At 69.3% G+C, this 21620-nt stretch carries 22 protein-coding genes and 1 other RNA gene; 13 read left to right on the forward strand and 10 right to left on the reverse strand.

Features of this window, described 5'->3' with window-relative positions:
* Positions 1 to 37 precede the first annotated feature (37 nt).
* Complete coding sequence (locus tag CF68_RS23590; protein WP_035823489.1) at positions 38 to 1840, reverse strand: autotransporter assembly complex family protein; 1803 nt, start codon at positions 1838 to 1840, stop codon at positions 38 to 40.
* A gap of 167 nt (positions 1841 to 2007) precedes the next feature.
* Here CF68_RS23590 and CF68_RS23595 point away from each other — a divergent pair, with 167 nt between their 5' ends.
* From CF68_RS23595 to panC, 3 genes are all read left to right on the forward strand, one after another.
* On the forward strand, positions 2008 to 2199 hold the full coding sequence (locus tag CF68_RS23595) for a DUF3460 family protein (protein ID WP_035823490.1): 192 nt from the start codon (positions 2008 to 2010) through the stop codon (positions 2197 to 2199).
* 31 nt (positions 2200 to 2230) lie between these two features.
* Complete coding sequence (locus CF68_RS23600) at positions 2231 to 3115, forward strand: ScpA family protein (protein ID WP_035823491.1); 885 nt, start codon at positions 2231 to 2233, stop codon at positions 3113 to 3115.
* 204 nt (positions 3116 to 3319) lie between these two features.
* Positions 3320 to 4168: a pantoate--beta-alanine ligase gene (panC, locus tag CF68_RS23605; protein ID WP_035823493.1), complete on the forward strand. Its 849-nt coding sequence runs from the start codon at positions 3320 to 3322 to the stop codon at positions 4166 to 4168.
* 49 nt (positions 4169 to 4217) lie between these two features.
* Here panC and CF68_RS23610 read toward each other — a convergent pair whose 3' ends face one another.
* Together CF68_RS23610 and CF68_RS23615 are read right to left on the reverse strand one after the other, a co-directional pair.
* The gene (locus CF68_RS23610; protein ID WP_035823495.1) at positions 4218 to 5411 is read right to left on the reverse strand and encodes a PepSY domain-containing protein; all 1194 of its coding nucleotides are present in this window, start codon (positions 5409 to 5411) and stop codon (positions 4218 to 4220) included.
* Positions 5412 to 5544: 133 nt separating this feature from the next.
* Positions 5545 to 7074, reverse strand: a complete 1530-nt coding sequence (locus tag CF68_RS23615; protein ID WP_035823497.1) for a cobyric acid synthase — start codon at positions 7072 to 7074, stop codon at positions 5545 to 5547.
* A 42-nt stretch (positions 7075 to 7116) separates the two neighbouring features.
* Between CF68_RS23615 and cobU the strand changes: the two genes are divergently transcribed.
* From cobU to CF68_RS23635, 4 genes are read left to right on the forward strand one after another with little or no spacing between them, the layout of a single operon-like run.
* Complete coding sequence (gene cobU, locus CF68_RS23620; RefSeq protein WP_035823499.1) at positions 7117 to 7812, forward strand: bifunctional adenosylcobinamide kinase/adenosylcobinamide-phosphate guanylyltransferase; 696 nt, start codon at positions 7117 to 7119, stop codon at positions 7810 to 7812.
* On the forward strand, positions 7806 to 8780 hold the full coding sequence (gene cbiB, locus CF68_RS23625; protein ID WP_035823501.1) for an adenosylcobinamide-phosphate synthase CbiB: 975 nt from the start codon (positions 7806 to 7808) through the stop codon (positions 8778 to 8780). The genes cobU and cbiB overlap by 7 nt, the downstream gene beginning before the upstream one ends.
* Positions 8777 to 9796, forward strand: a complete 1020-nt coding sequence (gene cobD, locus CF68_RS23630; protein WP_035823503.1) for a threonine-phosphate decarboxylase CobD — start codon at positions 8777 to 8779, stop codon at positions 9794 to 9796. Before cbiB ends, cobD begins: the two co-directional genes overlap by 4 nt.
* A gap of 18 nt (positions 9797 to 9814) precedes the next feature.
* A complete protein-coding gene (locus CF68_RS23635; protein WP_035823505.1) occupies positions 9815 to 10720 on the forward strand; it encodes a cobalamin-binding protein in 906 nt (301 codons plus the stop codon).
* Here CF68_RS23635 and CF68_RS23640 read toward each other — a convergent pair whose 3' ends face one another.
* From CF68_RS23640 to CF68_RS23670, 7 genes are read right to left on the reverse strand one after another with little or no spacing between them, the layout of a single operon-like run.
* Positions 10721 to 11302, reverse strand: coding sequence for a histidine phosphatase family protein (locus CF68_RS23640; protein WP_035823507.1), 582 nt, complete (start codon positions 11300 to 11302; stop codon positions 10721 to 10723).
* Entirely contained in the window at positions 11287 to 12111 is an 825-nt protein-coding gene (locus tag CF68_RS23645) for an adenosylcobinamide-GDP ribazoletransferase (protein ID WP_051591649.1), read from the reverse strand. The genes CF68_RS23640 and CF68_RS23645 overlap by 16 nt, the downstream gene beginning before the upstream one ends.
* Complete coding sequence (gene cobT / locus CF68_RS23650; protein ID WP_035823509.1) at positions 12108 to 13148, reverse strand: nicotinate-nucleotide--dimethylbenzimidazole phosphoribosyltransferase; 1041 nt, start codon at positions 13146 to 13148, stop codon at positions 12108 to 12110. The genes CF68_RS23645 and cobT overlap by 4 nt, the downstream gene beginning before the upstream one ends.
* Before the next feature lie 33 nt (positions 13149 to 13181).
* The gene (gene cobO, locus CF68_RS23655; RefSeq protein ID WP_035823511.1) at positions 13182 to 13814 is read right to left on the reverse strand and encodes a cob(I)yrinic acid a,c-diamide adenosyltransferase; all 633 of its coding nucleotides are present in this window, start codon (positions 13812 to 13814) and stop codon (positions 13182 to 13184) included.
* Positions 13807 to 14649 carry an ABC transporter ATP-binding protein gene (locus tag CF68_RS23660; RefSeq protein WP_035823513.1) on the reverse strand — a complete coding sequence of 281 codons (843 nt, stop codon included), beginning with the start codon at positions 14647 to 14649 and terminating at the stop codon, positions 13807 to 13809. The genes cobO and CF68_RS23660 overlap by 8 nt, the downstream gene beginning before the upstream one ends.
* The gene (locus tag CF68_RS23665; RefSeq protein WP_035823515.1) at positions 14646 to 15653 is read right to left on the reverse strand and encodes an iron ABC transporter permease; all 1008 of its coding nucleotides are present in this window, start codon (positions 15651 to 15653) and stop codon (positions 14646 to 14648) included. The genes CF68_RS23660 and CF68_RS23665 overlap by 4 nt, the downstream gene beginning before the upstream one ends.
* A gap of 15 nt (positions 15654 to 15668) precedes the next feature.
* The gene (locus CF68_RS23670; RefSeq protein WP_035823517.1) at positions 15669 to 17573 is read right to left on the reverse strand and encodes a TonB-dependent receptor domain-containing protein; all 1905 of its coding nucleotides are present in this window, start codon (positions 17571 to 17573) and stop codon (positions 15669 to 15671) included.
* A 582-nt stretch (positions 17574 to 18155) separates the two neighbouring features.
* On the opposite strand from CF68_RS23670, the gene CF68_RS23675 reads away from it, so the two are divergent.
* The 6 genes from CF68_RS23675 (at position 18156) to CF68_RS23695 (ending at position 21570) form a co-directional block, all read left to right on the forward strand.
* Positions 18156 to 18476: a hypothetical protein gene (locus CF68_RS23675; RefSeq protein ID WP_035823519.1), complete on the forward strand. Its 321-nt coding sequence runs from the start codon at positions 18156 to 18158 to the stop codon at positions 18474 to 18476.
* Positions 18473 to 18805: a cell division protein ZapA gene (locus CF68_RS23680; RefSeq protein WP_035823521.1), complete on the forward strand. Its 333-nt coding sequence runs from the start codon at positions 18473 to 18475 to the stop codon at positions 18803 to 18805. Before CF68_RS23675 ends, CF68_RS23680 begins: the two co-directional genes overlap by 4 nt.
* A 266-nt stretch (positions 18806 to 19071) precedes the next feature.
* Positions 19072 to 19289: non-coding RNA, 6S RNA (gene ssrS, locus CF68_RS35740), on the forward strand.
* Positions 19290 to 19399: 110 nt separating this feature from the next.
* Entirely contained in the window at positions 19400 to 19882 is a 483-nt protein-coding gene (locus tag CF68_RS23685) for an EVE domain-containing protein (RefSeq protein WP_035823523.1), read from the forward strand.
* Between the two features lie 50 nt (positions 19883 to 19932).
* Positions 19933 to 20757 carry a sulfite exporter TauE/SafE family protein gene (locus tag CF68_RS23690; RefSeq protein WP_013957810.1) on the forward strand — a complete coding sequence of 275 codons (825 nt, stop codon included), beginning with the start codon at positions 19933 to 19935 and terminating at the stop codon, positions 20755 to 20757.
* A gap of 114 nt (positions 20758 to 20871) precedes the next feature.
* Positions 20872 to 21570, forward strand: a complete 699-nt coding sequence (locus CF68_RS23695) for an SIMPL domain-containing protein (protein ID WP_035823525.1) — start codon at positions 20872 to 20874, stop codon at positions 21568 to 21570.
* Positions 21571 to 21620: the final 50 nt, after the last annotated feature.

The raw sequence follows: 21620 nt of genomic DNA on the forward strand, positions 1-21620 counted from the left end.
GGCATCCGGGTCAGGCGGGAAAGACAAGGGTGCCGCATCAGAACGCCACCCCCAGCGAGATATGCGGGCGGAACTGCTGCTCCTGGATGCCGTAGCCCACGTCCAGCTGCAGCGGACCCACCGGCGTGCGCCAGCGCACGCCGACGCCCACGCCGTTGTAGATGGTCACGCCGCGCAGGTTGTCGGCGGCAGTGCCGAGATCCCAGAACACCGCCACGCCCCAGTCTGGCTTGAACCAGTACTGGTACTCCAGGCTGCCGGTGCCCAGGTACTTGGCCGGCAAGATGCTGGAGCCGCTGGGCGTGCCGATCGACTGGTAGGTGTAGCCGCGAATCGAATCGGTGCCGCCGGCGCGGAAGCGCAGCGTGGCCGGGATCTGGCTGGCGCTGTCGCCGGTCAGGTCGGCACCGAGTTCCAGCCGTGCCACCACCAGGTCGCGCTTGCCCACCGGTATGTACTGGCGGATACGGCCGTACAGCCGCAGGAAGGTGGCATCGCTGAGGAAACCCTTGGCGGCCACCCCGATCTGGGTGCTGATCACATTGCCGCGGCGCGGGAACACCGGGTTGTCGACATCACGCCGGGTCCAGGCAAAGGCCGGCACCAGCGCCTTGCTGATCTGGGCGGCCTGGCCCTCCGGCAGCAGCTTGTCGTAGTAAAAATCCAGCGACGTCGTCACATCGTACTTCTCGCGCGAGCGCGAGCGCTTCAGGCCCGCGCGCAGGCTGGTGGTGTCGGTGTTCTCGATGTCAATGGTGCGCTCGTAGCTGCTGTACACGCTGTTGCGGTAGTTGCCCCTGTCCGGCGGCATCGCGGTCTCGGCGAACAGATAGGAGCGCTTCTGCTCCAGCCGCGCCTGCGAGTCGAAGGTCCAGGCGCGGTTGAACAGGTTGTAGTACGAATAGCGGCCTTCGATCTGCGCGCCGGTGTCGGTGGTAAAGCCCACGCCGCTGTTGAGCCGGTGCGCCGGATATTCGCGCACGCGCACCAGGACCGGCGAGCTCACCACGCCGTCAGCCGCCTTGTCGGCGTCCGGCGGCGGTTCCAGGTCGACCTGCACGTTGGAGAAGTACGGCTGGTTCTGGATCGCGCGCTGCAGTTCCAGCAGCCGCTCCACGCGGTACGGCTCGCCCTCGTTCAGCGGGTTGACGTTGTAGATGATCTGTTCCGGATAGCGGCGCGTGCCGGTCACCTTGAGCGGCCCCAGCAGGTAGGCCGGGCCGCTGGTGTAATGCGCAGACAGGTCCGCGCGCTGGTCGTCCGGCTCCACGCGCGCCTGCGACGCGGCCAGGCGCGCGCCGTAGTAGTTGTGGCTCTGCAGCGTGACCAGCGCGTCTTCCTTGGCCTTGTCCCAGTCGCCCTGCCGGAACGGCTCACCCACCGGCAGTCCCCACTTGGCCTGCATCTCCGCCACCTGCTCGGGCGAGCGCGTGGCCGCCGGGCCCGTCACCTGGACCTCGACATTGCGGATCAGCGTGCGCGCGCCGGGGTCGACCATCACGTGGACCACGCGCTTGTCGCCCTCGCCTTCCACGCGGGTGGTGGTGGTCGGGTCGAAGTAGCCCTCGGTGGAGGTGAGCGCCCGCACCTGCTCGCCGACGGTCTCGACCATATAGTCGAGCTGGTCCGGCGAGAGGTCCGCGCGGTCCTGGTAGCGTGCCAGGTCCAGATGCTCTTCCAGCATCTCGCGGATCGGCTTGGGTGCCTCGACTTCGACCTTGTAGGCGGCGCGGGCCGGAGCGGCCGCCAGCGCCAGCACCACGCCCAGCGCGGCCAGTACGCGAACGGCCACGCGCGCGCGGCCAGCGGAGTTAGCGGTAATAGCGGTGTCTTGCGGCATCGCCGATTGTCCACACATACAAAGTCGGTATTTGACCACACCCGGCCTTATGCCCGGAACTTTCCGGCGCGTTGCACCCGGCCAGAATGCATTCCGGGGGGCCGATACTGTAAAATCGTGGCCCACTGCACCTATCTGGCGCCCGCGCGGGCGCATCACGGTTGAACATGGCCATCTACGAATCCGAAATCACCCAGTTCCTGAAGCAGCTCAAGCAAGAGCGCCCGACGCTGGAGGCCGAACAGCGCGACGGCCGTGCCCTGCTGTGGGACAAGTCGCCGATCGACCTGGAAGAGCGCGCCCGCGCCGAGGCTTCGCGCGTGGCGCAGAAGCCATACGTCTACGCACAGGACAACTGATTCCCGCCGCCCCCGCGAGCGCACGCCGCCCATGAGCGCAGGCGACCAGGACAAGCTGCCGCTGCCCGTCGAACTGCCGGCCGTGGCCCCGGCGGTTGCGGCCGGCCCTGCCGACATGGTCGACGGGATGGCCTTCGCGCGCCTGTACGGCGAGCCGCTGTTCAAGCTGCCGCAGGACCTGTACATCCCGCCGGACGCGCTCGAGATCTTCCTGGAAGCCTTCGAGGGCCCGCTAGACCTGCTGCTGTACCTGATCCGCAAGCAGAACTTCAATGTCCTCGACATCCCGATGTCGCAGGTCACCCGGCAGTACCTGTCCTACATCGAGCAGATCCGCAAGACCAATCTTGAGCTGGCCGCCGAATACCTGCTGATGGCGGCCATGCTGATCGAGATCAAGTCGCGCATGCTGCTGCCGGTCAAGAAGGCCGACAGCGACGATGAGGCCGAAGACCCGCGCGCCGAGCTGGTGCGCCGCCTGCTGGAATACGAGCAGATGAAGCTGGCCGCGCAGCGCCTGGATACGGTGCCGCAGCTGGGCCGCGACTTCCTGCGCTCGCAGGTCTATATCGAGCAGAGCCTGGCGCCGCGCTTCCCCGAAGTGGAGACGATCGACCTGCAGGCCGCCTGGGCCGATGTGCTCAAGCGCGCCAAGCTCAACCAGCACCACAAGATCTCGCGCGAGGAACTGTCGGTGCGCGAGCACATGAGCCAGATCCTGCGCCGCTTGCAGCACTCGCGCTTCATGGAATTCTCCGAGCTGTTCGAGGACGCGGTGCGCTCCGGCAAGGGCGTGCCGGTGGTGGTAGTGAACTTTATCGCCATGCTGGAGCTGTCGCGCGAAGCGCTGGTGGAGATCACCCAGGCCGAACCGTTCGCACCAATTTATGTGCGATTGGCGTACAGCCCGACCTGACCCACCCGCGCTGCGGGGTCCGGCCCCGTCCCAACATGTTCTACAATCCGCCGACAGCCGGCCCAATGGCCCACGGTGCAGACCCCGAAGGCAAGTGCCCGAAGGCCCCGCGCCCGACAGAAGGCCGAGACCGGTAGTCCATGTGCCGCCCCTCGACGGACCGGCGCCCGGGTCACACCTACCACGACCAGCACACCAAGGCAGATGAAAGTCATTTCCTCCATCCAAGAGCTGCGCGACCAACTGCGCGGCCAGAACCGCGCTGCCTTCGTCCCCACCATGGGCAACCTGCACGAAGGCCACCTGTCGCTGATGCGCCTGGCGCGCCAGCACGGCGACCCGGTGGTGGCATCGATCTTCGTGAACCGCCTGCAGTTCGGCCCGAACGAGGATTTCGACAAGTACCCGCGCACGCTGCAGGACGATATCGAGAAACTGCAGAGGGAAGGCGTCTACGTGCTGTTCGCGCCGTCCGAGCGCGACATGTACCCCGAACCGCAGGAATACCGCGTCGAGCCGCCGCATGACCTGGGCGACATCCTGGAAGGCGAGTTCCGCCCCGGCTTCTTCAAGGGCGTGTGCACGGTGGTGATGAAGCTGTTCTCGTGCGCGCAGCCGCGCGTGGCGGTGTTCGGCAAGAAGGACTACCAGCAGCTGATGATCGTGCGCCGCATGGTGCAGCAGTTTGCCCTGCCGATCGACATCATCCCCGCCGAGACCATCCGTGCCGAAGACGGCCTGGCGCTGTCGTCGCGCAACCGCTACCTGGGCCCCGACGAGCGCGCCGAGGCGCCGGTGCTGTACCGCACGCTGCATGACGTGCGCGACACTGTGCTGGGCAGCGACCGCGCCGCGGCCGACCTGCTTGCGGTCGAGGCGAATGCGAAGGAATCGCTGGCCAGGCGCGGCTGGAAGCCGGATTACGTGTCGATCCGCAAGCGCGTCGACCTGCAGGCGCCGACGCGCGAGGAATTCCTCGCCGGCGAGCCGCTGGTGATCCTGACCGCCGCCAAGCTGGGCGCGACCCGGCTGATCGACAACCTGGAAATCTGAGCGGCGCCGCCGCGCCAGACAAAAAAAGCAGGCCGGCGGCCTGCTTTTTTCATGCCCGGCGCATGCCGGAGCGTTGTGCGGCCTTCACCATATGCCGCTGATGGCCCCGCCGCCGCTTCCACCAGATCAGCACGCCGGTCACGGCAAACGCCAGCGGTGCCAGCCCGAACAGCGTGATAAAGACGCGCCCCGGCAGCCCGAAGGCCTCGCCGGTATGCAGCGGGAACAACCAGTTCAGCAGTGTGTCGCCCGCCGGCGCCTGCTGCGGATCGCGCACGCCCAGCGGCTTGCCGCTCCACGCATCGAGCCACAGCCGCGTGGCACCGGTGTCCTTGCGCACCTCGCCGGGCTGGCGCAGCCGAATCTCGAACGCGTCGCCCGGCTTGCGCGGGAAGCTGATGCGGGTCACCTGCGCTTGCGGGTAGTGGGCCTGCGCCGCCGCCATGATCTCGCCCGCGCCCAGCGACCGGGCCCCGGCCGGCGCCGGTGCCGAGACGTGCTTCACCGGCGGCGTCACGGTCATCACGCCGGCCACCATCGGTGTCACCCACTTCGGCAGGTTCAGGTACCAGCCCGAAAAGGCGATGGTGGCCAGCACCGGCGCGGCCACGATGCCGCCTGCGCGATGCAGCGAATAGTTGAAGCGCGACCATGAGCCGCCATGGGTGATGCGGAACGCCTGCACCACCGAGCGCAGCTTCATCTTGGGCCACCATACCGCCACGCCCACCAGCGTGGTCAGCAACAGCAGCATGCCGGCGATGCCGGTGATGGTCTTGCCGGTATCGCCCGACAGCAGGTAGCGATGCAGGTGGAACAGCGTCGGCAGCAACAGCCGGCGCGACAGGCCCGCCTCGCCCCAGACGCGCTCGCCCTTCACCGCAAGCGTGACCGGATCGACCATCACCTGGCGCGAGCGGCCCGGCACCACGCCGTCGGGCCCCTTGACCGGATACCAGGCGATAAAGACGCCGTCGGCATGGACCGGCAGCATCAGCAGGTTGGGCTTGCCGTAGGAGGGCGCAGCCAGCCGCTCGGTCACTGCCTGGACCGTGGCCGGCGACACCGGCTCCGTCATCGGCGCGGACGCCACCAGCAGGTCAGGGTTGAGCCAGGCATCCAGTTCTTCGCGCCAGGCAATGGTCATGCCGGTCAGCCCAAAAAGGACGAACAGCAGGCCAAGGCTCAGGCCGATATACAGGTGCAGTTTGACGAGGACGACGCGCAGGCGGCCGGTGACCATGTGGGGGCTGAAGTACGTTGAGCGGACGCTGCCATGCGTTGAATATGGCGCACAGGCCACCTCCAGGCAGAATGCAAATGCGAAAGATTCGCGATTCTAGCAGGGGCTTTGCCAGGCGGCCGTGCCGCTTGCGTCAGCGCCGCAGCGGCGCCAGCATCGCATCCAGGTCCAGGTGCACGGTCATGGTGTCGGCAAGCCGCTCGATCGATGCTTCGCGCAGTGCATCGAGGTCCACCGCCTGGGCGCCGTCCAGCCCCGCCCAGCGCAGCAGCGCCTGGCAGCCGGCGGGCTCGTCGAACAGGCCGTGGAGATAGGTGGCCAGCACCTGGCCATCGGCCGAGCGCGCGCCGTCGGGCCGCACCGTGCCGTCGCCGCGGTCGAGCCACAGGGCCGGCTGCTCAAGCCCCGCACCCGTGGTGACGCCAAGGTGGATCTCGTAGCCGCGCACCGGCGCATCGGCCTGATCCAGCGCCAGCCGGCCGCCGACCTGGCGCAGTTGCTTCTCTGCCGCCAGCGTGGTCTCGAAATCCAGCCAGCCCAGGCCCGCGCTGCTGCCGGCCGGGCCTTCGCGGCCATCGGGATCGTGCACCTGCCGCCCCAGCATCTGCATGCCGCCGCAGATCCCGATCAGCTTGCCGCCGTAGCGCAGGTGCCGGGCCAGCGCCGCGTCCCAGCCATTGGCCCGGATGAAGTCCAGGTCGCCGCGCACGTTCTTGCTGCCGGGCAGCACCACCAGGTCCGCGGGCGGGATCGGCATGCCGGGCCCGACAAACTGCAGGTCCACCTGCGGGTGCGCGCGCAGCGCGTCGAAATCGGTATGGTTGGCGATGCGCGGCAGCACCGGCACGATCACGCGCAGGCGCTGCGCCGGCGTGCCGGCCCCATCACCGCTATCCGCTTGCGTGCCGATGATGGCGTCCTCGGCATCCAGATGCAGGCCATGCAGGTAGGGCAGCACGCCGAACACCGGCTTGCCGGTGCGCGCCACCAGCCAGTCCAGTCCCGGCTCCAGCAGGCCGATATCGCCGCGGAAGCGGTTGATGATGAAGCCGGTCACGCGCGCGCGTTCGCTGTCGGACAGGCAGTCGAGCGTGCCGACCAGGTGCGCAAACACGCCGCCGCGGTCGATGTCCGCCACCAGCACCACCGGGCAGTCGACGCGCTCGGCAAAGCCCATGTTGGCGATGTCGCGCTCGCGCAGGTTGATCTCGGCCGGGCTGCCGGCGCCCTCCACCAGCACCACCTCATAGGCCTGCGCCAGGCGCGTGTGCGATGCCAGCACGGCCTTCATCGCCTCGGGCTTGTAGGCGTGGTAGGCGCGCGCATCCAGGTCCAGCCGCGCGCGGCCGTGGATGATCACCTGCGCGCCGGTGTCGCTGCTGGGCTTGAGCAGCACCGGGTTCATGTCGGTATGCGGTGCCAGCCGCGCGGCCTGTGCCTGCAGCGCCTGCGCGCGGCCGATCTCGCCGCCGTCGGCGGTGACCGCGCTGTTCAGCGCCATGTTCTGCGGCTTGAATGGCACCACGTGCGTGCCGGCACGCGCCAGCACCCGGCACAGGCCGGCCACGATGGTGCTCTTGCCGGCATTGGAAGTCGTGCCCTGGACCATCAGCGTGCCGCGCAGGGCACCCAGCGGCAGGGATTGCGAGGAGTCGGTCTGCATTGGCGGATTATCGCACCGGTGCCTGCAACAACCCCCCGTGCGATGCCCGGATGCGGCGGCTACAATACGCGGATGGAAACCCCGGCCATCGCACCCGCCTCCGCCCCCGACACCGCCACCCAGCCGCGTGCCGCCGGCGGACACGGTAACCGCCAGCTGACCCTGGTGCTGGGCGGCGCGCGTTCCGGCAAGAGCCATTACGCCGAACAGCTCGCCACCGACCATGCCACCATCACCGGCGGCCCGGTCACCTACATCGCCACCGCGCACCAGGACCCGGCGCACGCCGACCAGGAACTGGAGGTCCGCATCGCCCTGCACCGCGCCCGCCGCCCCACCGACTGGCGCCTGGTGGAAGAACCGGTGCACCTGGCCGATGCGCTCTACGCCAACGCGCGCCACGACGGCTGCATCCTGGTGGATTGCATGACGCTGTGGATGAACAACCTGATCTTCCCCGACAGTCGCACCTACCCTGAGCATGGCGTGATTACGCCACCGGATGCCTTCACCGAAGAAATCGAAGCGCTGCTCACCGCGTTGCCGACGCTGCCGGGCCATGTGATCCTGGTCTCGAACGAGATCGGCTTCGGCGTGATCCCGATGGGCGCCATCACCCGCTTCTATGTCGATGAACTGGGCCGCCTGAACCAGAAGCTGGCCGCCGCCGCCGACTGCGTGCGGCTGATGGTGGCAGGCATTCCGGTTGCGGTGAAGGGCGCCGATCCCACATGCTGATGCTGGCCTGGCCGGCATGCGTGGCAGCGGCACTGACGGGCGTCCTGCTGGACCGCTGGCTGGGCGAGCCGCGCCGCTGGCATCCGCTGGTGGGCTTCGGCCGCATCGCTGCCGCACTTGAGCGGCGGCTCAACCCTGCGCAGCACCGCGGTGCGCCCTGGCGTCAGCGCCTTGCCGGTCTCGCCGGCTGGTGTGTGCTGGTGCTGGTGCCGGCAACGCTCGCATGGTGGCTGGTCGACGCTGCGGCCAGCCTGCACCCTGTTGCCGCCCTGGCGCTGCATGCGGTGGCGCTGTACGCGGCACTCGGCGCGCGCAGCCTGCACCAGCATATCGCCCCGATCGCCGCCGCCCTTGCCGCGGCAGACCTGCCCGCCGCGCGCGCGCTGACCGCGCGCATCGTCTCGCGCGACACCAGCGATGCCGATGCTGAAGCCCTGGCCCGTGCCGCCTGCGAGTCGGCACTGGAAAACGGCAACGACGCGATCTTCGGGGCGCTGTTCTGGTTCCTGGTCGGCGGCGCGCCCGCCGTGATCGTGTTCCGGCTGGCCAATACACTCGATGCGATGTGGGGCTACCGCACGCCGCGGCTGCTGTATTTCGGCTGGGCCGCGGCGCGCATCGACGACGGGCTCAACCTCGTGCCCGCGCGCCTGACCGCACTGTCCTATGCGCTGCTCGGCGCCACCGCGCAGGCGCTGCATTGCTGGCGCACGCAGGCCCCGGCATGGTCGAGTCCCAATGCCGGTCCCGTGATGGCCGCGGGCGCCGGTGCGGTAGGCGTGCAACTCGGCGGCCCGGCGCGCTATCACGGTGAGATCGAGCAACGCCCGCCGCTGGGCGCCGGCCCCGCGCCGCAAGCCGCGCACGTGATGGCCTGCCTGCGGCTGGTCGAGCGCACCTTGTGGCTGTGGCTGGCGCTGGCAGGCGCCAGCGCCCTGGCCGTCCTTGCTGTTGCCACGCCGACATGAGCACCGCCCTGCCCCCGATCCGCCATGGCGGCGACCTGCTTGCCGCGGTGCGCCGCTACGGCCGCCCCGCCGGCGACTGGCTCGACCTGTCCACTGGCATCAATCCCGACGGCTATCCGGTGCCGGCGCTGCCTGCGCAAGCATGGCAACGGCTGCCGCAGGATGACGACGGACTGGCCGAACTGGCCGCACAGGCCTGCGCCGCGCCGCGGGCCTTGCCCGTCGCCGGCTCACAGGCCGCCATCCGCACGCTGCCGGGTCTGCTGTGCCCGGGCCGCGTGGGCATCGCCGCGCTCGGCTACAGCGAATACGCGCCGGCCTTCGCTGCCGCGGGCCATGCGGTGGCGCCGCTGGATGAAGCGGCTTTCGCGCAGGCGGCGCTGGCCGACGACCTCGACCATCTCGTCGTCGTGAACCCGAACAACCCGACTGGCCGCGTGCTGCCCGCCGCCACGCTGCTGCGCTGGCACGCGAAGCTGGCGGCGCGCGGCGGCACGCTGCTGGTCGATGAAGCCTTTATCGACTGCCTGCCCGATGGCTCGGTGGCCGCGCACAGCGGCAAGGCCGGCCTGGTGGTGCTGCGCTCGATCGGCAAGTTCTATGGCCTGGCCGGCATCCGCTGCGGCTTCGTGCTGGCGCAGCCGGCACTGCTGGACGCGCTGCGCGAGCGCCTGGGCCACTGGACCGTATCGGGCCCGGCACGCGAAGTCGCGCGGCATGCGCTGGCCGACCACGGCTGGCACGATGCCACCCGCGCACGCCTGCAAGCATGCGGGGCAAAGCTGGCCGCGCTGCTGGACCGCCATGGCCTGGCGCCGGTGATGCATCCGCTGTTCTGCTGGGTGCCGCATGGCGACGCCGCACGGCTGCAGCACGCGCTCGCGCAACAAGGTATCTGGACCCGCTACTTCGACGCCGCCGGAGGCTGCCCGCCGAGCCTGCGCCTGGGCCTGCCGCCGGACCAGCCGCACGCCTGGCAGCGGCTGGACGCGGCACTGGCCGCAGTCATTGGCTGAACCCCTTTCCCCGATTCCATGCTGAACCGCCTGACGCCCGTTATCGCTTCCACGCTGCTGCTGGCAGCCCTGCCTGCCGCCGCCGCGGTGTCTGCCGTCGACGACGCTGGCCAGACGGTGACACTGCCGCAGCCCGCGCGCCGCGTGATCTCGCTGGCGCCGCACGTCACCGAGATGATCTTCGCGGCCGGCGGCGGCGACCGCATCGTCGGCACGGTCAGCTACAGCGACTACCCGCCGCAGGCGCGCGAGATCGCGCGCGTGGGCGACAACAAGGCGCTGGACCTGGAGCGCATCGCCGCGCTCAAGCCGGACCTGATCGTGGTCTGGCGCCACGGCAATGCGCAGAAGCAGACCGACCGCCTGCGCGCGCTCGGCATCCCGCTGTTCTACAGCGAGCCGCGCAGGCTGGCCGCGATCCCGGAGAACATGGAGAAGCTCGGCACGCTGCTAGGCACCGAAGCCACCGCGCGGCGCGCTGCCGACGGCTTCCGCCAGCAGGTGGAGACGCTGCGCAAGACCTACGCGGCACGCCCGCCGGTGACGGTGTTCTACCAGGTCTGGCAGCAGCCGCTGATGACGCTCAACGGCCAGCACCTGGTCAGCGACATGCTGGCGCTGTGCGGCGGGCGCAACCTGTTCGCGGCCGAGACGCCGCTGGTGCCGACGGTGTCGGTCGAAGCGGTGATCGCGGGCAACCCGGAAGCGATGCTGACAGCAGGCATGGGCGCCACGCGCTCGGACCAGCCGCTGCCGGATTTCGAGATGTGGCGGCGCTGGAAGCAGGTCACGGCGGTGGCGCGCAACAACCTGTTCGTGATCGACGGAGACCTGGTCAACCGCGCCGGTCCGCGCGTGGTGCAAGGTGCCGAGCTGATCTGCAAGGACCTCGACACGGCGCGCAAGCGCCGGCCCGCACGCTGATCAGGCGGCGCGGTTCCACCAGCCGAGCCGGACCCCGCCCGGCCCCAGCGTGAAGCCACAACTGGCGCCGAAGCCCAGCGCCCAGTTGACCGTCGTCGCCAGCGGCACGCCCAGCCAGTGCGCGGCCAGCATGCGCATCGGGCCGGCATGGCCGACCACCCAGAGACATTCGGCGCGATCCGTGGCAAGCGTTCCCGCCCAGCCGGCAACCCGCGCCATCGCCTGCGCCGGCGCTTCGCCGCCATGCGGGCGCGCGTGCAGCAGGTCGGCCGCCCACTGGTCGAGCGCGGCGCGGTCGATCGCATCCCAGGCCACGCCCTCCCAGCTGCCGAAGTCGATCTCGCGCAGCCGGGGTTCGGTGTCGATGGCCGGCGCGCCGCCCGGCAGCGCCTGCACCAGCGCCTGCGCGGTGCCGAGCGCGCGCGCCAGCGGGCTGGCGACAATGCGATCCGGCGTGGGCAGGCCCGCGGCGATCCGTGCCGCCGCAGGCGCCAGTGGTGCCGCCAGCGGCAGGTCGAGGCAGCCATAGCAGGTGCCCGCCGGCACCTGCGGCTGCGCGTGGCGGATCAGGACCACATCCATGCCGCGGCCACCAGGTAGAGCAGGATCTCGGCGCACTGCTGGGCCATGCCGAGGCAGTCGCCGGTATAGCCGCCGATGCGGCGCACGAAGTAGCGGCCGAGCAGCAGGCGCAGACCCAGCAGCGCGACCACTGCCGCGGCGCAGAACCACGGCGACACCAGCCACAGCGGCACCAGCCCGCACAGCAGCGCGAACGCCAACCCCGCGCCGGCCAGCTTCTGCGCCACCGGCTTGGCCTTGCCTTGCGCGCGCACATAGGTCAGCGTGGCCAGATAGCTGACCGCCATCGCGCGGCTGGCGGCGTGCGCGGCGACGATCACCGCCAGCAGCACCATCAACCCGCCGCGCCCCGCGATCGCCACCAGCAACTGCCACTTGAGCAGCAATGCCACCACCAGCGCGATCGCACCGAATGCGCCGATGCGCGAGTCATGCATGATGCGCAGCACGTCCTCGCGCTGCCACGCGCCGCCGAAGGCATCGACGCAATCGGCCAGGCCGTCTTCATGGAAGGCGCCGGTCAGCAGCAGCGTGGCGGCCATGCCCAGCAGCACGGCCACGCCGGGCGGCCACCACAGCATCGCGCCCCAGGTGACCAGCGCGCCCACGCCGCCCACCAGCAGCCCGACCAGCGGGAAGTAGCGCGCGGCGGCGTGCAGGTAATGCGGTTCGAATCCGGCCCAGCGCGCCAGCCAGCCCGGCAGCGGCACGCGCGTGAAGTAACCCAGCGCCGTCAGGAAATAGCGCAGCTCGCCGGCCACGCCGGCGGCGCTGCCTTGTGCAGGCACCGGGTCGGACGGCACGCTCATGGCGAGGCGGTGCTGACGCCGGCGCCGCTGAAGGTCGCCATTTCATTCAGGAACGCCGCCGCCGAGGCCAGCAACGGCCACGCCAGCGCGGCGCCCGTGCCCTCGCCCAGGCGCAGGTCCAGCGCCAGCAGCGGCGCGGCGCCGAACTGGTCCAGCAGCGCACGGTGGCCGCGCTCATGCGAGCAGTGCGTGAACACGCAGTACTGCAGCACGTTGGGGTCCAGGCGCTGCGCCACCAGCAGCGCGGCCGTGGCGATAAAGCCATCGACCAGGATCACCATGCGGCTCGCGGCGGCGGCCAGGAAGGCGCCTGCCATCATCGCGATCTCGAAGCCGCCGAAGGTGGCCAGCACGTCCAGCGGTGCCTGCACCTCGGCATGCAGCGCCAGCGCGCGCTCCAGCACCTCGCGCTTGCGCGCCAGGCCGGCATCGTCCAGCCCGGTGCCGCGCCCGATGCAGTCTGCCAGCGGCAGGCCGGTCAGCCGCTGCATCAGGCAGGCAGCCGCCGAGGTATTGGCAATGCCCATCTCGCCGAAGCCGATCACGTTGCAGCCCTGCTGCGCATGGCGCAGCACGCGCGCCATGCCGGCGGTCATCGCCGCGGCGGCCTGCTCCGGTGTCATCGCCGGCTCGACCGTGAAGTTGCGGGTACCGTCGGCAATGCGGCAGTTGACCAGGCCCGGTGCCGCCGGCAGCGGCACGCGCACGCCCGCGTCGACGATCTCCAGCGCAATGCCGTGCTGGCGCGAGAACACATTGATCGCCGCGCCGCCGGCCAGGAAGTTCTGCACCATCTGCGCGGTGACCTCGGCCGGATAAGCGCTTACGCCGGCATCGGCCACGCCATGGTCGGCGGCAAACACGATCACGGTCGGGCGCTGCAGCACCGGCCGCGCCGTGCCGAGGGTCAGGCCCAGCTGCAGGGCCAGCGATTCCAGCCGGCCCAGTGCGCCGAGCGGCTTGGTCTTGTCGTCGATGGCGGCCTGCAGCACGGGGCGCAGGGCATCGTCCAGGGGAGTGATTTCCGGAAACTGCATGATGCTTTGACCTTGTATTCCAAAAGGATGCGGCTACATTTCAACGCCGCGCTGCGCCTTGATGCCCTGCTGGAAGGCATGCTTGACCGGCGTCATGTCGGTGACTGTGTCGGCCGCCTCCACCAGCGCCGGCGGCGCGCCGCGGCCGGTGATGACCACGTGCTGCATCGGCGGGCGCGCGCGCAGGTCGGCAATGACCTGCTCCACATCAAGATAGTGCAGCTTGAGCGCGATGTTCAGTTCGTCGAACAGCACCAGGCCGATGCCGGGGTCGCGCAGCATGCCGCGCGCCACTTCCCAGGCAGCCTCGGCCTTGGCCACGTCGCGGGCGCGGTCCTGCGTTTCCCAGGTATAGCCCTCGCCCATCACGTGGAAGGCGCACTCGTCCGGGAAGCGGCGCAGGAACATCTCCTCGCCGGTGGGCTGCGCGCCCTTGATGAACTGGACCACGCCGGTGCGCATGCCGTGGCCAAGCGCGCGCACCACCATGCCGAAGCCCGAGCTGGACTTGCCCTTGCCGTTGCCGGTGGTGATGACGATCACGCCGCGCTCATCCTGCGCGGCGGCAATCTTGGCGTCGACGATTTCTTTCTTGCGCTCCATGCGCGCCTTGTGGCGGGCATCGCGGTCCGGGTCTTCTGCAGGCGGGTTCTGGGTATCAGTCATGGCGTGTGTCGGGTGTGGGTGGGGCGGCGCCGTCGGGAATCAGCGCAGTATGCGCGCCGTCGGTGACGCTGACGATGGCGGTGCGCAGCGCGCGCGAGCAGTGTTCAGGGGTCAGCACCTGGGCGGCAGTGCCATGCAGCGTAGTACCGTCTTCGGCCATCAGCAGGGCGTGGCTGGCATAGCGCAGCGCCAGCGTCAGGTCGTGCAGGATCACCACGATGGCGTGGCGCCCGGCCCGGGCCAGCGCGGCCAGCTGTTCCAGCACCAGGATCTGGTGGCGCAGGTCCAGGTGCGAGACCGGTTCGTCCAGCAGCAGCAGCGGCGCCTGCTGCGCCAGCGCCGCGGCCAGCGAGGCGCGCTGGCGCTCGCCGCCGGACAGGGTCAGCACATCGCGCGCGGCCAGCGCCTCAATATCCATCGCGCGAATCACTTCGTGCACGATGCGGTCGTCCTCGCGCCCGCTCCAGCCCCAGCCGGACAGGTGCGGATGCCGCCCCACGCGCACGGCATCCTGCACCGACATCGAGAAGGTGTCATGCACGGCCTGCGGCAGGTAGGCGCGCTGGCGCGCCAGCACCGCCGGCGCGATCTGCGCCGCCGCGGTGCCGTCGATTTCCGCGCTGCCGCCGTCGGCGTGGCGCAGGCCGGCCAGCACCGTCATCAGCGTGGACTTGCCGGCACCGTTGGGCCCGGCAATGCACCACAGCTGCCCCGGGCCGATGGTCATTGTCAGGTGATCCACCAGCACGCGCTGGCCGGTGCGCAGCCGCACATCGCGCAGCGCAAGCTGCGGACAGGCGGTGAGCGGATGGGACCAGTGCGGGCCTTGGCTCATCGCGGCCTCCGCAGCAGCAGGTAGAGGAAGGTCGGCACGCCCAGCAGCCCGGTGATCACGCCTACCGGCAGCTGCGCGGGCGCGACCACGGTGCGTGCGATCAGGTCGGCGGCCATCAGCAGGGCGCCGCCCAGCAGCGTGGCGGCCGGCAGCAGCAGGCGCTGGTCGTTGCCCCACGCGAGGCGCACCAGGTGCGGCACCACCAGCCCGACAAAGCCGATCGAGCCGGCCGTGGTGATGGCAGCGGCAATGCACAGCGACGCCAGCAGGAAGGTCGCCAGCCGCACGCGGCCCACGCGCACGCCCAGCGACTGCGCCACGGTCTCGCCCAGCAGCATCACGTTGAGCGCGCGCGCCATCGGCATGGCCAGCAGCAGCGCCACCACCAGCATGGCCAGCGCGCCGCCGTAGGCGGCGGTGCCGCTCAGGTCGCCGGTCAGCCAGAACAGCATGCCGCGCAGGCGCGACTCCGGCGCAATGGAAAGGATCAGGGTAATGACCGCGCCCCAGCCCGCGGCCAGGATCACGCCGGTCAGCAACAGCCGGGCGCCCGCCTCGCGGTGGCCGCCCTGCACCTGCGGATGGAGCAGGTCGCGCCGCGCCAGCGACGCCACCAGCACCATCGCCCCCAGTGCACCGGCGGCGGCGGCGGCCTGCACGCCCCACCACGGCGCCAGCAGCAGCATGGCCAGCAGCGCGGCGGTGGAGGCGCCGCCCGACACGCCCAGCACATAGGGCTCGGCCAGCGGGTTGCGCAGCAGCACCTGCATCAGCGCGCCGGACAGGGCCAGCAGCCCGCCGCAGGCAAACGCCGCTGCCGCGCGCGGCAGCCGCAGTTCGCGCACGATCGCACCGGCGGTGCCGGTGTCGGTACCGCTGAGCGCAAGCCAGAGCTCGCGCGCATCGAGCGGCACGCTGCCCAGCGCCAGCGACAACGCGAACGCCAGCAGCGCCGCGAGCGCCAGCACCAGCCAGAGCGCCAGGGCGCGCCGGAACTCAGACATGGCGCGCCCGGGCGCTCATCGCTGGCGCCAGCCCAGCGTGATGAAGCCCGCGCGCCCCTGCGTGTTGTAGGGGTAGGCGAGCTGGTAATCCTTGTCGAACAGGTTTTCGACGCGGGCGGCGATGAACCATTGCTTGTCGATGTTGTAGCGGGCGTTCAGGTTGACGATACCGTATCCGCCCAGCCGGCGCGAGCCGGCATCCATGCGCGACGACGACACCAGCCATTCGCCGCCGAAACGCCAGTTGCCGAAATCACGGCCAACATCGAGCGCGGCATGGCGGCGCGCGCGGCGCAGCAGCTGGGTGTTGGTCTGCTCGTCGACCGGGTTCTGGAAGGTCACGCTGGCACCGAGGTCGGTGCCATACACGCTGGCGCGCCACGAAGCCTCGACGCCCTGCACCTTGGCCTTGTTGACGTTCTGCGCCAGGAACATGCCGTTGGGCTGCTGCGCCGACACGATCAGGTCGTCGTAGCGCGTCTCGAACGCGGTCACGCGCAGCAGGCCGGCGCTGGCGGTGGCGTACTGCACGCCGGCCTCGACCGACTTGGCACGCTCCGGCTGCAGGTTCGGCTGGCCGAAGTTGGGGAAGTACAGCTCGTTGAAGGTCGGCGCGCGGAAGGCATTGCTGACGCTGGCGATCAGCTTGAGCGCATCGGTCACATAGTAGCCGTAGCCGGCGCGGAAGCTGCCCTGGTTGCCAAAGTCGGAATAATGGTCGTTGCGCGCGTTGAGCTGCAGCTGGTGCTTGCCGATGCGCCCGTCATAGCCGCCGAACACCGAGAACACATTGCGCGCGGGCGCGCCGTAGGCGCTGGAGTCCAGCTCCTGCTGCAGGTAGTCGGTGCCGAACAGCAGCGTGTGGTTGGCGGCCAGTGCATACTCGTTCTGCCAGTTGAACTGGCGGTTGCGGGTATTGAAGGTGCCGTTGGGCCTGCCGTTGAGGAAGGTATCGCTGCGGTCCTCGCTCTGCGACAGCTTGAAATGGGTGGCCCAGTCCGCCCCCACCTTGCCGTTGACGAAGGCCGACAGCGTGTACAGCTCGCTGTTGGTGCGGTTGTCGTCGGTCGGGCGGCCGAAGGCGCTGTCGAACGACAGCTTGCTCTTCGAGTAGTAGCCAGTAACGCCCGCATCCCAGTTCGGGGTGAAGCGATGCTTTACCTGGCCCGACACGCTCTGGTTCTCGTACGGGTTGTCGTTGGGATTGGCGCGCGGCGCCTGCTTCGTGTTGATCGACGAGAAGCCGTCGGTCTTGAATGCCGAACCGGTCAGGTTGAACGAGGTATCGCCGACCTGGCCGCCATAGCCGACCGTGCCCTGGCGCGTGTTGTTGCTGCCGTATTCCACCTGCGCATTCGCCGCCGGCGCCTGGCCCGCGCCGCTCTTGGTGAAGATCTGCACCACGCCGCCGATGGCGTCCGAGCCGTACAGCGCCGACACATTGCCGCGCACCACCTCGATGCGCTCGATCTGGTCGGGCAGGATATTGGCCAGCTGCGCGGTGCCGCTGCTCGCGGACGATACCCGCACGCCGTCGATCAGGATCAGGGTCTGGTTGGAGTTGGCGCCGCGCATGAACAGCGTGGTGTTGCTGCCCATGCCGCCGTTGGCCGAGAACTCCACGCCGGCCTGGTTGCGCAGCAGCGTGCGCAGGTCGGGCGCCTGCGAGTTGACGATGTCCTGCTGCGTCACCACCGTGGTGTGAGGCAGCGCCTCGGTAATGGCTTGCGCGGTACGGGTGGAGGTGACCACCACCGGCGCGAGCTGCGTGGTGCGGCTGTCGGGGCCGCTGTCGGCCGCTTGCGCGAACGAAGTGGCCGGAACCAGGGTGAACGAGGCGATGGCCGCCAGGATGGCGGGCACGGACGGACGCACCGCCGGGGTTGCCGGGCGGGTCGACCTGTGGAGCGATGAACGCATGATGCAGGACTGGATAGGAACGGCCGGGCCCGTTCCCCCGCGGACCATATGGCGATGAGGCGTGCCGCGCACGGGCGGCAGCCCGCGTTCAGGCCGGTATCCGGGCTGGCGACACTGGGCCGGCGCCTTCCCGAACCTGCGGTTCAGTGGCGTGTGGCCGGTCCTGCGGTGCATGTGGCCGGGAATGGGATCCGGCCTTGCCAGCGGCGTTGCCGGCAGGCTGGCTGTCGGCTATGTCGGGGTCTGGCAGATGCGCACCGCGGTCGCTTACCGTTGCGGGGGCAGCACAGGTTGGCCTGTCCGGCGCGCAGCCGGCCCGGCTCCCTGTTTCCCGTTGAACTGCCCTTTCGCCAGGGACGAAAAGGGCGAGCACCTGGAACGTGCGCGAGTCTAGGGCGTTTCGCCCCCCGCGTCAACGCGGCTGCCAGTAGTGTTTTGTCACAACTCTGGTGGTGTTTTAGGTGCAGAAGCCTGCAACTTCCACGCGGGTCGCCGGTCACAAACCCTTTCCTCCGCATTGTGCAAGCCGGCGCATCGGCTAGAATCGCGATACCTGACACTACTCCCATCATGACAGGCCCTATGCTCACCGAACTCGAACAACTGGCCGCCAAGATCGGGCGCGTGCTGCACCATGCGGACACCCTGGCGGCGGAGAACCAGCGGCTGCGCGACGAGATCGCCCGGCTGGAGGGCGAAGCCGCGCAGTTGCGCGGCGAGCGCGAGGCCATGGCAGCCGACCGCGAACTGCTCAATATCAAGATCGAGGAAGCGCAACTGCGCATCCAGTCCATCCTTGACAAGCTGCCGACCGCCAGCGACACGCGCCAGCTCGACCTGCTCGGCGGAGAGGCTGCGGCGCAGGACGCCGAGCCGCACAAGGCTCCCGGAGAACACGCATGAGCAACAAGCAAGTCGAAGTCAATATCGCCGGCCAGCCCTACCGCTTTGCCATCGCGCCCGAGAACGAGGCCGCGTTGCTCGAAGCCGTGGCCCTGGTCGACACGCAAATGAACAAGCTGCGCAATGGCACCGCGGCCAAGGGCGTGGAGCGCGTGGCGGTCATGGCCGCCATCAGCATCGCCTCGGACCTGCTGTCGATGCAGCGCAAGCAGCAGGCCGAGGGCGCGATCCCGGTCGATGCCATCCGCGCGCGCATCCGCGAACTCAACGACCGCGCCGATGAGGCCCTGCGCCAATACGCGCACGTGGGCACCGGTACGCGCGGCTGAGCAATGAAAGTGGGATGTGCTGCGGATGCCGCGCTGCCGCGCAAAATGTAACGATACGCGCGAGTGGACTTGGTATGCCCTGCAACGCGGTGTATAGTGTAGCCAGACTGCACGAGGCACCATAGATGTGCAGCTACAGGCTAGGTTATCGCGCCCGGCCGCCGTTCTCATCCCATCCTAGTCAGAAACGGCAAACGTCTGACATCCCGCACGCGGATCCGGTTTTCCGGGCACGATGATGCGCCTGGAAAGTCAGACGTTTGACAGTTTCCCTGCCTGGTTCGTGAGGGTCATAAACTCCTTGAACCGATATGCATTGCATGGTGCGGGATCATGTCGCGTGGGCGAGCGCGTCGTCGCATTCATAGTCTGGGCCTGGCCTAGACTCCCTGAGTGGATGATGTACCCGAAATGCGACTTCCGCAGCCACTCTGAACCTCACTTGGGTTCAGGATGCCGACCCAGCGGCCAAGGCGGGGACCCCTTAAAAAGGCGGTGGTTTTCTGAACCATCGCCTTTTTTCTTGCCTGCGCGTCCGCGTGCACACCCTGTGCACGCGGCGCCCTGATCTGCCTTCCATTCCTGAGCTGCGCCGTGAGCCCGAACCAGAACCAACGCGCCCGCCAGTACTGGCTGATGAAATCAGAACCGGATGAAGCCAGCATCGACGACCTGGCCCGGGAAGGCACGCTGCCCTGGACCGGCGTGCGCAACTACCAGGCGCGCAACTTCATGCGCGACACCATGCAGATCGGCGATGGCGTGCTGTTCTACCACTCGTCGTGCCCGGAGCCCGGCATTGCCGGCCTGGCCGAGGTCTGCTCCGTGCCCTACCCCGACCCCACCCAGTTCGACCGCAAGAGCCCGTACTACGATGCCGCCTCAAAGGCCGAGGCGCCGCGCTGGCTGCTGGTCGACGTGCGCTTCGAGCGCAAGAGCGCGCTGATCCCGCTGGCCGCATTGCGCGAGCATGAGGAACTGGCCGACATGGTGGTGCTACGTCGCGGCAACCGGCTGTCGATCACGCCGGTGACGCCGGCAGAATGGCGCTTCATCACCGGCAAGCTGATGCGCTGAACCCTGCCCGGCCGGCCGGGCAAGCTGATAACAACAACCCTGAAGACACGATGCAGTTCGACAACCTGCCGGTGCTGGTTCCTGCCCTGCTTGCCCTGGGCGCTTTCACCGGCTTCTGCGCCGGGCTGCTCGGCGTGGGCGGCGGCATGATGATGGTGCCCTTCCTGACGCTGCTGTTCACCAGCCTGGGCTTTGCCGACGAGGCCATCGTCCATATGGCGATCGCCACCTCGATGGGCACCATCCTGTTCACCTCATTGTCGTCCGTGCGCGCGCACCACCAGCGCGGCGCGGTGCGCTGGCCGATCGTGCTGGCGCTGGCGCCGGGCATCGTGCTCGGCGGCATGATCGGCGGCGGCAAGGTGTTCGCGGCGCTCAAGACCAGCTGGCTGTCGCTGGCCTTTGCCGGCTTCGTCGGGTTTTCCGCGCTGCAGATGCTGCGCAACCGTCGTCCCAAGCCCGGCCGGCAGCTGCCGGGCTTTGCCGGCATGGCGGGCGCGGGCGGCGTGATCGGCTTCCTGTCCAGCCTGGTGGGCGCGGGCGGCGCCTTTGTCTCGGTGCCGTTCATGACCTGGTGCAACGTGCCGATCCACAACGCGGTGGCCACCTCGGCCGCGCTCGGCTTCCCGATCGCCGCGGCCAGCGTGGCCGGCTATGTCTGGAGCGGCTGGCAGATGCCGGGGCTGCCGGCGGGATCGCTCGGCTATCTCTACCTGCCGGCCCTGCTGGTGATCGCCGCGGCCAGCGTGATGACCGCGCCGCTGGGCGCGCGCACCGCGCACCGGATGGATGTGGGCCAGTTGCGCAAGGTCTTTGCCGTGCTGCTGCTGTGCCTGGCAAGCTATATGTTGTGGAAGGCCTGGCAGGCATTCTGACCCGGACGGGGCAGGCGCGCCCGCGCCGGCTTCGCAACAATCGTTTGCAATGTCGCGGAACGATCGGGCACCCGGGCACGTCTGATACCCATCACGTTTGAACGGAAGAACAACATGAAACAATGGCTTGCCGCCACCCTGCTGGGCACCACCGCCATCGTCGCCTCGGCGCACGGTGGCCCTACTGAAACGCCGTCGGGCGTGCTGTCGCTGAGCGCGCAGGCCGTCACCGAAGTGCCGACCGATATCGTGCACCTGACGCTTACCGCGGAGCAGGAAGGCGCTGAACCGGCCGCGATTTCCTCGGGCCTGTCGACCCGGACGCAGGCCGTCATCACGCAGGCGCGCCGCGTCCAGGGCGTGACCGCCGAGTCGGGCGGCTTCACCATCCACCCCAACACCGACCGCAACGGCCGCATCAGCACCTGGCGCGGGCGCTCCGAAGTCATCCTGAAGTCGCGCGATTTCTCGGCCGTGTCCAAGCTTGCTGGCGAGCTGGCCAGCCAGATGCAGGTGCAGAACATCGCCTTCTCGCTGTCGCGCGAAGCGCGCGAGGCCGCCGAAGCCAAGCTGGCCGAGCAGGCCATCGCCTCGTTCCGCAGCAAGGCGCAGTCGACCACCAAGCTGTTCGGCTACAACAGCTACACCATCCGCGAAGTCAGCCTGAATGAAACCGGCGTGGTGCCGCCGATGCCGCGCATGTACGGCGCTGCCAAGGCCATGATGGCCGACGCCGCGGTGGCGGTGCCGGTTGAGGGCGGCAAGACGCAGGTGACGGTGTCGGTCAACGGCTCCGTGCAGATGCTGAAGTAAGAAGGGAGCTTGACCGCCAGACGGCGCGCTCCCTCTCCCCCCCCCCCCCC

Source organism: Cupriavidus sp. SK-4 (assembly GCF_000611125.1).
In the GTDB taxonomy this organism is placed as follows: Bacteria; Pseudomonadota; Gammaproteobacteria; order Burkholderiales; family Burkholderiaceae; genus Cupriavidus; species Cupriavidus necator.

What these genes read in the sequence shown, in the direction of transcription:
- CF68_RS23690 (WP_013957810.1), top strand. Translation starts at nt 19,933, where the DNA reads ATGCAGTTCGACAACCTGCCGGTGCTGGTTCCTGCCCTGCTTGCCCTG.
- cobU (WP_035823499.1), top strand. Translation starts at nt 7,117, where the DNA reads ATGCCCGGATGCGGCGGCTACAATACGCGGATGGAAACCCCGGCCATC.
- CF68_RS23640 (WP_035823507.1), bottom strand. Translation starts at nt 11,302, where the DNA reads ATGGATGTGGTCCTGATCCGCCACGCGCAGCCGCAGGTGCCGGCGGGC.
- CF68_RS23615 (WP_035823497.1), bottom strand. Translation starts at nt 7,074, where the DNA reads ATGCAGACCGACTCCTCGCAATCCCTGCCGCTGGGTGCCCTGCGCGGC.
- CF68_RS23665 (WP_035823515.1), bottom strand. Translation starts at nt 15,653, where the DNA reads ATGTCTGAGTTCCGGCGCGCCCTGGCGCTCTGGCTGGTGCTGGCGCTC.
- cobD (WP_035823503.1), top strand. Translation starts at nt 8,777, where the DNA reads ATGAGCACCGCCCTGCCCCCGATCCGCCATGGCGGCGACCTGCTTGCC.
- cobO (WP_035823511.1), bottom strand. Translation starts at nt 13,814, where the DNA reads ATGACTGATACCCAGAACCCGCCTGCAGAAGACCCGGACCGCGATGCC.
- CF68_RS23595 (WP_035823490.1), top strand. Translation starts at nt 2,008, where the DNA reads ATGGCCATCTACGAATCCGAAATCACCCAGTTCCTGAAGCAGCTCAAG.
- CF68_RS23660 (WP_035823513.1), bottom strand. Translation starts at nt 14,649, where the DNA reads ATGAGCCAAGGCCCGCACTGGTCCCATCCGCTCACCGCCTGTCCGCAG.
- cbiB (WP_035823501.1), top strand. Translation starts at nt 7,806, where the DNA reads ATGCTGATGCTGGCCTGGCCGGCATGCGTGGCAGCGGCACTGACGGGC.
- CF68_RS23695 (WP_035823525.1), top strand. Translation starts at nt 20,872, where the DNA reads ATGAAACAATGGCTTGCCGCCACCCTGCTGGGCACCACCGCCATCGTC.
- cobT (WP_035823509.1), bottom strand. Translation starts at nt 13,148, where the DNA reads ATGCAGTTTCCGGAAATCACTCCCCTGGACGATGCCCTGCGCCCCGTG.
- CF68_RS23675 (WP_035823519.1), top strand. Translation starts at nt 18,156, where the DNA reads ATGCTCACCGAACTCGAACAACTGGCCGCCAAGATCGGGCGCGTGCTG.
- CF68_RS23680 (WP_035823521.1), top strand. Translation starts at nt 18,473, where the DNA reads ATGAGCAACAAGCAAGTCGAAGTCAATATCGCCGGCCAGCCCTACCGC.
- panC (WP_035823493.1), top strand. Translation starts at nt 3,320, where the DNA reads ATGAAAGTCATTTCCTCCATCCAAGAGCTGCGCGACCAACTGCGCGGC.
- CF68_RS23590 (WP_035823489.1), bottom strand. Translation starts at nt 1,840, where the DNA reads ATGCCGCAAGACACCGCTATTACCGCTAACTCCGCTGGCCGCGCGCGC.
- CF68_RS23670 (WP_035823517.1), bottom strand. Translation starts at nt 17,573, where the DNA reads ATGCGTTCATCGCTCCACAGGTCGACCCGCCCGGCAACCCCGGCGGTG.
- CF68_RS23645 (WP_051591649.1), bottom strand. Translation starts at nt 12,111, where the DNA reads ATGAGCGTGCCGTCCGACCCGGTGCCTGCACAAGGCAGCGCCGCCGGC.
- CF68_RS23610 (WP_035823495.1), bottom strand. Translation starts at nt 5,411, where the DNA reads ATGGTCACCGGCCGCCTGCGCGTCGTCCTCGTCAAACTGCACCTGTAT.
- CF68_RS23600 (WP_035823491.1), top strand. Translation starts at nt 2,231, where the DNA reads ATGAGCGCAGGCGACCAGGACAAGCTGCCGCTGCCCGTCGAACTGCCG.
- CF68_RS23635 (WP_035823505.1), top strand. Translation starts at nt 9,815, where the DNA reads ATGCTGAACCGCCTGACGCCCGTTATCGCTTCCACGCTGCTGCTGGCA.